Source organism: Pseudomonas sp. PHC1, assembly GCF_046487845.1.
GTDB classification, from domain to species: domain Bacteria; phylum Pseudomonadota; class Gammaproteobacteria; order Pseudomonadales; family Pseudomonadaceae; genus Aquipseudomonas; species Aquipseudomonas sputi.
This window is the reverse complement of sequence record NZ_JBJXHJ010000014.1, coordinates 1-13,078: the sequence shown is the minus strand read 5'-3', so window position 1 is coordinate 13,078 and position 13,078 is coordinate 1. Positions and strand designations below refer to the sequence as shown.

10 protein-coding genes are annotated in these 13,078 nt (G+C 58.6%); all 10 read left to right on the top strand.

Annotated features, from left to right (window positions below; all coding sequences use genetic code 11):
* Positions 1-4: 4 nt before the first annotated feature.
* Positions 5-505 (top strand): type VI secretion system lipoprotein TssJ, encoded by a 501-nt coding sequence (gene tssJ / locus ACKJSM_RS17800; RefSeq protein WP_011336587.1) that lies wholly within the window; start codon positions 5-7, stop codon positions 503-505.
* A gap of 2 nt (positions 506-507) precedes the next feature.
* On the top strand, positions 508-1,839 hold the full coding sequence (tssK, locus tag ACKJSM_RS17795) for a type VI secretion system baseplate subunit TssK (RefSeq protein ID WP_236179735.1): 1,332 nt from the start codon (positions 508-510) through the stop codon (positions 1,837-1,839).
* Between the two features lie 5 nt (positions 1,840-1,844).
* Complete coding sequence (gene icmH, locus ACKJSM_RS17790) at positions 1,845-2,720, top strand: type IVB secretion system protein IcmH/DotU (protein WP_410238442.1); 876 nt, start codon at positions 1,845-1,847, stop codon at positions 2,718-2,720.
* Positions 2,721-2,733: 13 nt separating this feature from the next.
* Positions 2,734-6,273 (top strand): type VI secretion system membrane subunit TssM, encoded by a 3,540-nt coding sequence (gene tssM, locus ACKJSM_RS17785; protein WP_410238441.1) that lies wholly within the window; start codon positions 2,734-2,736, stop codon positions 6,271-6,273.
* A complete protein-coding gene (locus tag ACKJSM_RS17780; protein WP_007954391.1) occupies positions 6,273-7,001 on the top strand; it encodes a PP2C family protein-serine/threonine phosphatase in 729 nt (242 codons plus the stop codon). The genes tssM and ACKJSM_RS17780 overlap by 1 nt, the downstream gene beginning before the upstream one ends.
* The gene (locus ACKJSM_RS17775) at positions 6,998-7,999 is read left to right on the top strand and encodes a serine/threonine-protein kinase (protein WP_410238440.1); all 1,002 of its coding nucleotides are present in this window, start codon (positions 6,998-7,000) and stop codon (positions 7,997-7,999) included. The genes ACKJSM_RS17780 and ACKJSM_RS17775 overlap by 4 nt, the downstream gene beginning before the upstream one ends.
* A 28-nt stretch (positions 8,000-8,027) precedes the next feature.
* On the top strand, positions 8,028-10,061 hold the full coding sequence (locus tag ACKJSM_RS17770) for a type VI secretion system tip protein VgrG (protein WP_410238439.1): 2,034 nt from the start codon (positions 8,028-8,030) through the stop codon (positions 10,059-10,061).
* Between the two features lie 49 nt (positions 10,062-10,110).
* A complete protein-coding gene (locus ACKJSM_RS17765) occupies positions 10,111-12,360 on the top strand; it encodes a hypothetical protein (protein WP_410238438.1) in 2,250 nt (749 codons plus the stop codon).
* Entirely contained in the window at positions 12,357-12,863 is a 507-nt protein-coding gene (locus ACKJSM_RS17760) for a hypothetical protein (protein ID WP_410238437.1), read from the top strand. Before ACKJSM_RS17765 ends, ACKJSM_RS17760 begins: the two co-directional genes overlap by 4 nt.
* Positions 12,841-13,078: hypothetical protein (locus ACKJSM_RS17755; RefSeq protein WP_410238436.1), on the top strand; the 238-nt coding region annotated here is incomplete at its 3' end. The genes ACKJSM_RS17760 and ACKJSM_RS17755, both read left to right, overlap by 23 nt.

Sequence of the window (13,078 nt, the reverse complement as noted above, 5' to 3'; positions counted from 1 at the left end):
GCGCATGTCTCGCCGCTCGACCGCTTTTTTCAAGACGCTGACCGCGCTCACCCTGTTGGTGCTGCTCGCCGGTTGTTCGTCGCTGTCGCCGTATTCGAAAGTGACCAAGATCAACCTGAAGCTGACCGGCAGCGATCAGCTGAACCCGGACCTCAACGGTCGTCCGTCGCCGATCGTGGTGCGCCTGTTCGAACTCAAGCACCCGGTAACCTTCGAGAACGCCGATTTCTTCAGCCTCTACGAGCGCGCCAAGGAATCCCTCAACCCGGATCTGGTGGCCAGCGAAGAACTCGAACTGCGCCCGGGTGAAACCGTGGAGCTGAAACTCAGCGTGGAGGAGGGCAGCCGCTTCATCGGCATCCTCGCCGCGTACCGCGACCTGCCGGAAACCAAGTGGCGCCACACGTTTCCGATCACGCCGCTGGAAGTCACCGAAGCCGATCTGACCCTGGATCAGGCCGGTATCCGCAAGACCAACGAAGTGCTCGCCAAGGCGGATGACTGATCATGAATACCCATAAAGTCATCTGGCAGGAAGGCATGCTGCTGCGTCCGCAGCACTTCCAGCACAACGACCGCTACTACGATCACCAGATGAAGACCCGCACCCAGTTGCTGGGCGGCTACACCTGGGGTTTCCTGAATCTGGAGATCGACTTGCAGTTCCTCAACATGGGCAAACTGGTGATCAGTGAAGCCTCGGGGATCCTGCCGGACGGCAGTCTGTTCGAGCTCGGCGGCAACACCGAGCCGCTGGCGCTGGACGTGCCGCCGAACACCGGCAACACGCCGATCTACCTGGCGCTGCCGCTGGTCACCGGTAACCACATCGAGGCCCGTCGCCCGGAGCAGTCCGACGTGCTGGCGCGTTACACCGCGTATGACGCCGAAGTGGCCGACTCCAATGCCGGTGATGATTCCGCCAGCCAGGTCAGCTGCGGTCGCCCGGACTTCAAGCTGTTGCTCGGCGAGCAGCAGAGCGACCAAGCCTACGTGAAGCTGAAGATCTGCGACGTGCTCGACACCACGCCGGATGGCGTGATCAGCCTCGACCCGGATTTCGTGCCGACCTACATTCAGGCCCACGCCTCCAGCTACCTGCTGTCGTGCCTGAAAGAAGTGATCAGCATGCTCGGCCACCGGGGCGACACCATTGCCGAGCGCATTCGTTCGAACGGCAAGGTCGGCGGTGCGGAGATCGGCGACTTCATGATGCTGCAACTGATCAACCGCACCGAACTGCTGCTGCGCCACTACCTGGGCCTGGAGCAGGTTCACCCGGAAGAGTTGTACCGCACGCTGCTGACCATGCTCGGCGATCTGGCGACCTTCTCCAGCGACAGCAAACGCCCGCGTCTGGACAGCCGCTACTCCCACGCTGACCAGGGTGCGAGCTTTCGCAAACTGATGGAGTCGATCCGTCAGGTGCTGTCGATGGTGTTGGAACAGCACGCCATCGAACTGATCCTGCAAGCGCGTCAGTACGGGATCATCGTGTCGCCGCTGCACGACCACAAACTGCTGGGCTCGGCGTCGTTCGTGCTGGCAGCCAGTGCCAACTGCGACTCCGAAGAACTGCGCAACCGCTTGCCTGCGCACCTCAAGGTCGGCCCGGTGGAGCGCATCCGCCAACTGGTCAACCTGCATCTGCCGGGGATCAAGGTCAAACCGTTGCCGGTGGCCCCGCGGCAGATCGCGTTCCACTCCAACAAAACCTATTTCATCCTCGAACTCAGTTCCGAAGACCTGGCACAACTCGAGCGCTCCGGCGGCTTCGCGTTCCACGTGTCCGGCGAATTCGCCGAGCTTGAACTGAAATTCTGGGCCATCAGGAACTGACCGACATGATCAAGGACATGGAACACAACCAGGACGACAAAACCGTCCTGCTCGACCGTCAGGGCCATGGCCCGGCGGCGAGTCCGCTGACCGACTTCGCCGCGCCGCCGCGTTTCGAGCAACTGGAAGAACGGATGATCTACGCCGCGCGCCTGCGCCCGGCGGAAGCCTTCAACATCAGCCTCAATTCGCTGGTGGCGGCGTCGTCCGAACTGCTGTCGGAAGTGGTGCGCCTCAAGCACAGCGAAACCCGCGAAGACCTCTATGCGCTCAACGAGCGCCTGACCGCCGGGCTCAAGCTGTTTGAAGTGCGCGCCCTGCACAACGGCGCCGAAAGCAGCCAGGTGATGGCCGCCCGTTACGTGCTCTGCACCGTGGTCGACGAAGCCGTCGTGACCACGCCGTGGGGCAACGAAAGCGAGTGGTCGCAGATGAGCCTGCTCAGCAGCTTCCACAACGAAACCTTTGGTGGCGAGAAGTTCTTCCAGCTGCTCGATCGGCTGTCGAAAAACCCGGTCAAGCACCTGCCGATGCTGGAGCTGATGTACCTGTGCCTGTCCCTCGGTTTCGAGGGCAAATACCGCGTGCAGGCGCGCGGCATGCTGGAACTCGAAGGCATCCGCGACGCCCTGTACCGGCAGATCCGTCAGTTGCGTGGCGATGTGCCGCGTGAATTGTCGCCGCAGTGGGAAGGCCTCAACGATCAGCGCCGCAACCTGGTGCGCATCGTGCCGGCGTGGATGGTGGTGCTGTTTACCTTCGTCTGCCTGGTGATGATGTATTCGGGCTTCGCCTGGGTCTTGGGCGAGCAGCGCGACACCGTTCTGAAACCTTATCAGCCGCTTGATCCGGCCGCGGCCTCGCCGCAGTCGCAGCCGTAAACAGGGACGTGTGATGAAAAAGTTTTTCAAGAAAGTCGGCGCCTTCCTGCGCCAGACCTGGGTCTGGACCTTGCTGCTGGTGCTGTTCGTGGCGCTGCTGGTGTGGTTCGTCGGCCCGTTGTTGGCCGTGGATGACTACAAGTTCTGGGAAAGCGCGACGTCGCGTCTGCTGACCATCAGCGTGCTGTTCCTGATCTGGGGCCTGACCATGGTCTTCGTCAGCTGGCGCGCCGGTATCCGCAAGAAAGCCGTCGAAGAAACCGAAGACGGCCAGGACCGTATCCGCCGCGAAGAATTGATCGACGAAGAGCAGAAAGAGTTGAAGGAGCGTTTCAAGGACGCCCTGAAAACCCTCAAGACTTCGAGTCTGTACCGCGGTCGCAGCGAGCGCTGGCGCAATGACTTGCCGTGGTATTTGCTGATCGGCCCGCAGGCCAGCGGCAAGACCAGCCTGCTGGACTTTTCCGGGCTGGAATTCCCGATCAACAAGATCGACCGCAAGCTGACCCGAGATACCCACGGCACCCGTCATTGCGACTGGTACTTCGCCGATCACGGTGTGCTGATCGACACCGCCGGCCGCTACCTGACCCAGCCGAATGCGGAAGTCGACGGCAGCGCCTGGACCACCTTGCTGGAGCTGCTGCGCAAGCGTCGTCGCGGTCGTCCGTTGAACGGCGTGCTGGTGACCATTGCGGTGGAAACCCTGACCGGTGGCAGTGAACAGGACATCGAAACCCTGGCCCGCCAGGTGCGTGCGCGTCTGCAAGACGTCTATCAGAAGCTGCACGTCGATGTGCCGGTGTATCTGGTGCTGAGCAAGGCCGACAAGCTGCTGGGCTTCGACGAGTTCTTCGACCAACTGACTCGCGAAGAAAGCGATCAGGTGCTGGGCACCAGTTTCCGCAAGGATCAGGTCGGCACCGACGTGACGGTGCTGCGCAACGAGTTCGAAGAGCTGCTGCGTCGCCTCAACAGCCAGGTGATCATGCGCATGCACTCCGAGCGCGACACCCAGCGCCGTGGCCGCATCCTCGACTTCCCGCACCAGATGGGCCTGATCGGCGAACGCCTGTGCCTGCTGGTCGACATGGCGTTCACCGGCAACCGCTACCAGCGTGCGACACAACTGCGTGGTTTCTACCTGACCAGCGCACCGCACCTGACTCAGGAAATGGATTCGACCACCGCCGGCATCGGCGCGAGTCTGGGCATGAGCGCCGGCGTGCTGCCGACGCTGCGCAGCGGTCGTTCGCGTTTCATCCATCACTTGCTCAGCCGGGTGATTTTCCCCGAGGCCGATCTGGCCGGTCTGGACAAGCGCGAGCGCAGCCGCATCCACTGGGGCCAGCGTGCGTTGTACGTCGGCGCACTGGGTGCGCTGGTGCTGTTCGGCATGCTCTGGGCCGGTGGTTTCTCGGCCAACTACGAGCGTCTGGAAAACCTGCGCAATCTGGCGCAGAACTGGACGCAGCAACGCACGGCACTGTCGCCGCGCGATGACGCCATGGGCGTGCTGAAAACCCTCGACACCAGCTACGCCGCGACTCAGGTGTTCCCGAAGAAGGGCGACGCTGCCTACCACGAACGGATGGGGCTGTATCAGGGCCAGGACGTCAATCCGGTGGTCAAGGAGGCTTACGAGCACGAGCTTGAAAAGCAACTGCTGCCACGCGTTGCAACGATGCTTGAAGGCCAGATCCGCGCCAACATGAAGGACCGCGAAAAGCTGATCAACAGCTTGCGCGCGTACCTGATGCTGAACATGAAGGATCGTCGCGACGCGGCATGGCTCAAGGACTGGATCGCGGCGGACTGGTCGCAGCGCTACACCGGCAACACCGCAGTGCAGAACGGTCTGAACACGCACCTCGAGCGTCTGTTGCAGCAGCCGTTTATCTATCCGCTCAACGAGCAACTGGTGGCCCAGGCGCGTCAGATCCTGCGCAGCGAGTCGCTGGCGACCGTGGTTTACCGCATGCTCCGCGAGCAGGCGCGCAACCTGCCGGATTACCGCTTCAGCCAGCACCTCGGGCCGCAGGGCTCGCTGTTCATCGGCACTGAATACGTGATTCCGGGCTTCTACACCCAGACCGGCTATCAGCAGTATTTCTCGGTGCAAGGCGCTTCGCTGGTGACCGACATCCTGCGTGACAACTGGGTGCTGGGCGAAGGCGCGGGCATCAGCGACATGGACTTGCGTCGCCTGATGGTCGAGCTGGAGCAACTGTACTTCCGCGACTACGCCAACTACTGGAGCGAAGCCGTTGGCCAGGTGGCGCTGCCGCCGATCAGCGATGCCGGTGAAGGCGCCGAACAACTGGCGGGCCTGACCTCGGCCAACTCGCCGGTGCTGGCGCTGCTGACCGAAGTGCGTGAAAACACCCGTTTCCCGGCCGCTGCCGATCCGGTGGACGAGGCGGGTGACGCGGCTGATGCGCTGGCCGGACAGAAAGGCAAACTGGGCAAGGTGGGCAAACTCGCCGCGGCGGCAGCGGACAAGGCCTCGGCCCTGAACGTGGCGAAGAACCTGCCGGACACCGCCAAGAAGTCCCTGCAACGTCGCTTCGAGCCGCTGCATAAACTGCTCGACGACAACAACGGCCCGGCCGCTGACCTGACCCCGGCCTTCACCGCGCTCAACGACCTGCAACTGCAACTGGCGGGCCTCGCCCGTTCCAGCACGCCGGAGCAGGCCGCGTTCGAACTGGCCAAGACCCGCATGAGCGGCCAGCGTGATGCGCTGACCAACCTGCGCAATGCGTCGGGTCGTCTGCCGCGCCCGCTGAGCGTGTGGTTCAACGTGCTGGCCGAAGATTCGTGGCGCCTGGTGCTCAACGATGCCTACCAGTACCTGAACGGCCGTTATCAGAACGAGCTGTACAGCGTGTATGGCAAGACGATCAACAAGCGTTACCCGTTCAGCGCCTCGAGCACCAGCGATGTGGCGATCAGCGATTTCCGCGAGTTTTTCCGGGCTCAAGGCACCATCGACCGCTTCTTCGACAGCTACATGCGTCCGTTCGTCAGTGGTGATCCGGGCAACTACCGGATGCGCAGCGTCGACGGCCGCAGCCTGCCGGTGTCGAAGGTCTTCCTCGACCAGATGGCGGCGGCCCTGAACATTCGCCAGAGCTTCTTCTCGATCAACCCGGCCGAGCCGACCGTGCAGTTCAAGCTGGAGCCGTACACCCTCGATCCGGCGGTCAGCCGTTCCGAGTTCAAGTTCGGCGACAAGACCATGGAATACCGCCACGGTCCGATCCTGCCCATGAGCTTCAAGTGGCCGACCGATGCTGAAGACGGTCGCACCAGCCTGGTCATGGACAAGATGGCCGGGCGCCCGATCGGCATCGAGAAGAACTCCGGCCCGTGGTCGCTGTTCCGTCTGTTCGACCTGATGCAGACCGAGTACCTGACCGGTCGCGACGTGCTGGTGCTGAAAGCCGATGTGGGTGGCCTGCGCGCCAACTACCTGCTGACCAGCCAGCGCACGCCGAACCCGTTCGACATGGGCGTGCTGCGCACCTTCCGTATGCCGGTGCAGCTCTGATGCTGGTGGCCAGTCCCTGGCGCAGCGCGGCGCGAACCGACCCGGGCAAGGTGCGGTCGCGCAACGAAGATGCCTTCCTCGACACCCCGCAGCATGGGCTGTGGGTGGTCGCGGACGGCATGGGCGGTCATCAGGGTGGCGACATCGCCAGCCAGTTGATCGTCGCCAGCCTGGCTGAACTGCCGCAGCACGAAGACTTCGACGAACGCCTCAAAGCCATCCGCCAGTGCCTGCACTGGCTGAACCGGCGCCTGGGGCAGGAGTTGACCGTCACCGCCGGGCGTCACGACAGCATCATGGGCAGCACCGTCGTGGCGCTGCTGGTGGACGGCAATCGCGCGGCCTGCATCTGGGCCGGCGACAGCCGTTGCTACCTGTGGCGTGGGCAGCGGTTGTATCAGCTGTCGAAGGATCACTCGCTGCAGCAGCAACTGATCGACGAGCAACAGATGAGCGTCGAACAGGCAGCGGCGCACCCGGCAGCCCAGGCCCTGACCCGGGCGGTCGGCGCGGCGGAACAACTGACCCTCGATGTGCTGGAGCTTGAGGTGTATCCGGGCGATGTGTTCCTGCTGTGCAGCGATGGTTTGTATCAAGGCCTGAGCAGCGATGCCCTCGGCAACGCCCTCAGTCTGGCGGCGCCGCATGTGGCGCTGGAACGTCTGTTCGACGGTGCCCTGCGTGGCGCCGCTCGCGACAACCTGACGGCCGTGGTGATCCGCCAATGACTGAAATCGAATCCTCAGTCGATGACTTGCTGATGAGCGAGGAGCAGGCCAACAACCTGACCTATTTCGCTTTTGCAAAGCAGCACAACGCCGAACCCGCGCTGGCGCCGACCAAGGCCAGCGTCGGCGCACTGCCGGATGTTCTGGCAGGCCGCTACCACCTCGAGCGTCTGCTCGGAGCCGGTGGCATGGGGGCGGTTTACCGGGCCCGGGATCTGCTGCACGAACAGTTCGGCGATCCCGATCCTTACATTGCGCTGAAAATCCTCAGCGAAGAATTTGCCGAGTCGCCGGACGCCAGTGCCTTGCTCTACAGCGAGTTCGCCCTGACCCGACGCCTGCGCCACGACAACGTGCTGCGACCGCACACGTTCGAAGTGGACACCGATTGCCAGCGGGCCTTCATTACCATGGAACTCATGCGTGGCCTGACCCTGGACAAACTGCTCTGCGAGCGGCCACTGGGCCTGCCGTGGAAAGAACTGCGCGACATCGCGCTGCCGCTGCTCGACGCGCTGGCTTACGCCCACCGTCGCGGCGTGCTGCACGGTGACATGAAACCGAGCAACGTCATGCTCTGCGAAGACGGCGTGCGCCTGTTCGACTTCGGTCTGGGGCAAGCCGAGGAGGGCATCCTGCCTGGCCTGCCTCACCTGAGTCGCGAGCGCTTCAACGCCTGGACCCCTGGCTACGCCGCCCCCGAACTGCTTGAGGGCCAACCGCTGTCGGCCAGCGCGGACGTGTACGGCGTGGCCTGCGTGATCTATGAACTGGCGGGCGGCAAACACCCGTTCCGCCGCTTGCCCTCGACCCAGGCCCGTGACGAACACCTGGAGCGCGAACTGCAAGCACCGTCGAATCTACCGACACACTGCTGGCCCGCGCTGCGCACCGCGCTGGCCTTTGACGCGGCAGAGCGCACCATCACTGCCGACCAATTGCGTGACGCCTTGGGCGCCACTTCGTCCTGGCTGCAGCGTTTGCGACTGCGGGCGTAACGGATGACATTCGAACAGGGAGCACTTTATGTTCAACCCAGCTAACGAAACGCACTTCAGCCTGACCGTTGAAGATTACGTAGGCGACCTGCAAGTCCTGTCGTTCACCGGCACCGAAGGCATCAGCCAGCCGTTCCGTTTCGACCTGGAACTGGTCAGCGAAAACCCGGATCTGGACCTGGAAAAACTCCTGCACAAACAGGCGTTCCTCGCCCTCGATCCGCAAGGCTCCGGCATCCACGGTCAGATCTACCGTGTCGCCCAAGGCGATGCCGGCAAGCGCCTGACCCGCTACAAGGTTTCGCTGGTGCCGCAGCTGCAATACCTGCATCACCGCACCAACCAGCGCATCTACCAGCAGATGTCGGCGCCGAAAATCATCGCGCTGATCCTCGACGAGCACGGCATCAAGGGCAACGCCTACAGCTTCCAGCTCAGCCAGCCATGCCCGGATCGCGACTACTGCGTGCAGTACGACGAAACCGACCTGCATTTCGTCCAGCGTCTGTGCGAAGAAGAGGGGATTCACTACCACTTCCAGCACAGCAAGAAAGGTCATCTGCTGGTGTTTGGCGATGACCAGACCGTATTCCCGAACCTCGGCCAACCGACCGCGTATGTGCAAGGCAGCGGCATGGTCGCCGAAGAACCGGTGATCAAAGGCTTCAAGCTGCGTCTGGAAACCCGCACCAGCCGCACCACCCGCCGCGACTACGACTTCGAAAAACCGCGCCTGCAAATGGAGGCCGCATACAAACCGGACGGCGAGAGCACTGAACCGGATCTCGAAGACTACGACTACCCCGGCCGTTTCATCGACCGCGCCCGCGGCAAGTTCCTCAGCCAGCGCGCCCTCGAGCGCCACCGCGCCGACTACCGCCAGGCCGAAGGTCGCGGCGACCAGACCAGACTGGTCAGCGGCCACTTCATGGAAATGTCCGACCACCCGCGCAGCGAGTGGAACGACCTGTGGCTGCTCACCGAAATCTTCCACGAAGGCAAACAGCCGCAAGTCCTCGAAGAGTCGGTGACCAGCGACACCACCGACAACAAGGACGACTTCCACCAGGGCTACCGCAACACCTTCCTCGCCACCCCGTGGGACGTGTTCTACCGCCCCGCGCTGGAGCACCCGAAACCCCGCGTGCTTGGCAGCCAGACCGCCATGGTCACCGGCCCCAAAGGCGAAGAAATTCACTGCGACCAATACGGCCGCATCAAGGTGCAATTCCACTGGGACCGCGAAGGCCTGGCCGACGACAAAACCAGCTGCTGGCTGCGCGTCTCCAGCTCCTGGGCCGGCGACCGCTACGGCGCCATCTCCATCCCGCGCATCGGCATGGAAGTCCTCGTCACCTTCCTCGAAGGCGACCCCGATCAACCGTTGGTCACCGGCTGCCTGTACCACAAGGAAAACCCGGTGCCGTACGCCTTGCCGGTAAACAAAACCCGCAGCGTCTTCAAAACCCTCAGCTCCCCGGGCGGCGGTGGCTACAACGAACTGCGCATCGAAGACAAAAAAGGCGCCGAACAAATCTTCATCCACGCCCAGCGCGACTGGGATGAAAACGTCGAACACGACCAGAAGATTCGGGTCGGGAATGAACGTCACGACACGGTGGTGAAGAACAGCTACACCGAGCTGAAGGCTGAAGAACATCGCACCACGATTTCCGACCGCAAGATCGAAGCGCGGATGGACGACCACCTGACTATTGGTGAAAGCCAGCATGTGAAGCTTGGGACTGCGCAACTGACCAGTGTCGGAAAAGAGATTCACATCAAGGCGGGGGACAAGATTGTCATTGAGGCGGGGACTGAGCTGACGATTCTCGGCGGCGGCAGTTTCATCAAGCTCGATGGCGGTGGTGTGACGGTGGTTGGGCCGGTGGTGAAGATTAATGCGGGTGGTTCGGCTGGGTCGGGGACCGGGATCGGGATCAAGCCGCCGGTGCTGCCGGGGGCGGCGGATAAGGATAAGGCGGGGAGTTTGATGGATCAGGCGATTGCAAATGCGCCAGAAGAGCCGAAACCAAAAACCAAGTACCTGTTATCGCTGTGACTCCAGCGCACAATGGATTTGAAGAATTTATTAAATATGGACCACACCTATGTTGATTAGCCCTCCATTTCTTCCTGCTCCAACCGCTGGAGAGAGCGACGAAGCGTATTTGAATCGAGCAATGCTTTGTGGTGAGCCAGGCGATGGCTTTTTTCCGATCAGCTTTGATTTGAACTGGCATGGCGGTACTCACCTTAAGGCCCCTAAAGAGGCTGGACGTGCACTGCCAGTACGCGCGATTGCGGATGGAACGCTGGCCTACTTCCGCGAGCCTGCACCCGTGGACACGAGTGAAGATGCCCCTCTGAATTACAGCGGCTGGACGGACAATGGCTGCATTGTTCTTCGGCATGAAACTGAAATTGGTGAGGGTGCAAATTCGAAGGTGGTTTTTTTCTCAATCTATATGCATCTTTCAAAAATAATAGTGAAAAATCCGAAGAAGGGTATGCAAGTTTTTCGCAAGGAGGCGATTGGTGAGGCCGGTCAGATCTACGGCGCTGGAAATAAAATTCATTTTGAAATTATCGCGGATGATAGCCAAGTCAAAAATTTGATAGGCCGATCCGAGAGGGATTTGTCATATCAAACCAAGCCTGGAAGAAAAGACAGTTGCTGGGGTGATATGTATTTTTACTTGCCTCCAGAAGTTATAGGGTATGCAGAGCATCCTAGTTCATGGACTGATACAAATAATGCTTCGAGTTGTGTGCGTCGTCCGGCAGAAGATCTGTTTGTACGCATGAGTTATAGTCAAGGACAGTGTTTGCTTAGAACTTATACACTTGAGGGTGAATGTATAGGTGAGCAAAAAGAAGATAAAGATTTTGAGTATGACCTTTATCAAAAGGCAGCAGCTCGATTTGCTGGTTGTCCAAGTGCAGGTTATGAATTACTTCGTTTTGGCCGTGTGCTGGGACCTGATCAGTTGGTTCCGGCAGGCGCGGCCCATTGGCGCAAAATTGCATTTCCTGACGGCGCTGGGTGGGTTAATTTAAATAGTAGCACTGTCACTATTTTTAGTGATGCCGATTTTCCTCAGTGGCAGGGCTGGAAGCTAGTCGACGATGATACTGATGAAGACAGCCATTGCCAGTCGCCTTATTTGCGTGATTTATTGAAACTGGATGAAGATCCATTGTTTCCTCCGTCCAGAGGCATTGTCGAGGCATCCAGATCTCCTGATTTAAAGCACACTCCTGCTAAACCCGAGGAAGAGCACGTTTTAAGCAAGAGTTATCGTGTTAAGAAGCATAATCAAGAGATTATTGAAAAGGAAATTTCAAAGCAGAAGCTTAGAAGATGTATTTTCAAGTTTCCAAGCGAGTGGGGTAAAAGTGATTTTGAAACTCGCTACGGATGGCTGCTCCAGGAGTCGGAACTCGGACCTCCGATGCCAAAAGGAGATTACGAAAAGCTTAAGGCTCATCAAGAGTCAATGGCTTTCTGGGAGGAGTCTGGTTTAGCGGAAATCGGACCAAAGCATTGGCATTTTCCGCCGAAAGAGTTTATTGAAGTTTTCAGGAAGTGCTCTTGGTTAAGTGTTGATGAATTAACACAATGTATTCCAAGGTCATTTGTTGCGGAAGATCATAAGAGCAAAATATTGTATCGCGCAGGAATCAAGTATGCCGGCGCCTTAGAAAGAGCAGAAAATATTCAAGTGTCTCTCAATAAGGCGATGAGAAAATACCTAATTGTAACAAGACAGCGTATGAGCCAGTTTATAGGGAATGGTCTTACAGAGTCTGGTTATTTTTCAAAATTTGCCGAGACTGGTCGTGGTAAGGATAAAAAATATGGTGACTGGTATGGGCGGGGGATTATACAAATCACGCACCAGGAAAATTACCTTAAGTATTTTAAACATCGAGGCAGGTCGGTGGCTAATGCTTCACAAAATATAGTCTGGAGAGATAAGGTCGAGACGGAAACCTATGATCAGGCCGAAAGCGCAGGTTTTTGGTGGGCAGACAATTGCGCCAATAAGACTAGCGATCCAGTTGTTGATAACGCTTTATGGGCTGTCGAAGTGTGCGAAGACTATGATTGGAAGACGCATGTCTGTAAAGTTCCTCTCCGTGCGGAAAATAGATTGAGTAATCCGACACTGGACTTGGTCGGTCGCCATATCAATACCGGTAAGCCAACTACAACCACGAAGATGAATGGGCTGCCTGATCGCAGAGATGCTTTTACTCATGTGCAAGCTATATTGTCGGACTTGCTCTATGTTAGCTCTCCAGTTGGGGGGCCCTTAGCGCCAATACCATCATTTGTTAAAAGGCAAAAGCAATGATCAGATTTTTTATGCTATATCTGCTGTCCTCGTTCTCTCTCGTCTATGCGGGAGATGGTCTAGTGGTGGAAAGTAATGGCTGCATTATTAAGTCGCATGGCGTAAACGGTTTTTCAGTTATGAAGTCGGATGAAGGTGTGACGTTTTTAAAATACAAGTACAAGGACGGAAGAACCGAAAATGTTAGGGTTCGATGCAAGGGGATGACACTTGAAGACGCTGTCTCTAACGAGTATGTTCAAGAGAAAGATGGTTTGAAGTTTGGTACGGGATCTGAGCCGTTAGCAAAGGCCGGGCGGATTTCTGGAGGGAGTTGGTCTGGTGTCGAGGCAACTTATTTTCTTGATTCGGCTTGCTTTACCACGTCTTTTGAGGCTGGAAAGGAGCACGTTTTTTCTATAAATTTATGTGGTGATGATGACGATATAAACGAGTTTCGGAAAAGTTTTCTAAATCTGCTTAAGCATTCAGAAACGCATTATGCAGAGATTGAAACGAAGTGACAGCTGGAAATTGAATCAGAGAGTGATGGGGCGGATTTTATTGCGCTCAACGGCGTTGACCTTTGTGGCGCGAAAGGGGCAGATTGAATTATTTGGCTCTACGTTGTTAGTGTTTGACAGGGTCTTAAATAAATCTGTGGCGGGCTCAACCGGTCAACGCAACGAGTCGCTGCAACCTATCAGCGGGTGTTTCAAAATCCAAGGTTTCACGTGGT

Excerpts from the sequence above, each read along its gene's own strand:
- tssJ (WP_011336587.1), top strand. The coding sequence starts at position 5 with ATGTCTCGCCGCTCGACCGCTTTTTTCAAGACGCTGACCGCGCTCACC.
- tssK (WP_236179735.1), top strand. The coding sequence starts at position 508 with ATGAATACCCATAAAGTCATCTGGCAGGAAGGCATGCTGCTGCGTCCG.
- icmH (WP_410238442.1), top strand. The coding sequence starts at position 1,845 with ATGATCAAGGACATGGAACACAACCAGGACGACAAAACCGTCCTGCTC.
- tssM (WP_410238441.1), top strand. The coding sequence starts at position 2,734 with ATGAAAAAGTTTTTCAAGAAAGTCGGCGCCTTCCTGCGCCAGACCTGG.
- ACKJSM_RS17780 (WP_007954391.1), top strand. The coding sequence starts at position 6,273 with ATGCTGGTGGCCAGTCCCTGGCGCAGCGCGGCGCGAACCGACCCGGGC.
- ACKJSM_RS17775 (WP_410238440.1), top strand. The coding sequence starts at position 6,998 with ATGACTGAAATCGAATCCTCAGTCGATGACTTGCTGATGAGCGAGGAG.
- ACKJSM_RS17770 (WP_410238439.1), top strand. The coding sequence starts at position 8,028 with ATGTTCAACCCAGCTAACGAAACGCACTTCAGCCTGACCGTTGAAGAT.
- ACKJSM_RS17765 (WP_410238438.1), top strand. The coding sequence starts at position 10,111 with ATGTTGATTAGCCCTCCATTTCTTCCTGCTCCAACCGCTGGAGAGAGC.
- ACKJSM_RS17760 (WP_410238437.1), top strand. The coding sequence starts at position 12,357 with ATGATCAGATTTTTTATGCTATATCTGCTGTCCTCGTTCTCTCTCGTC.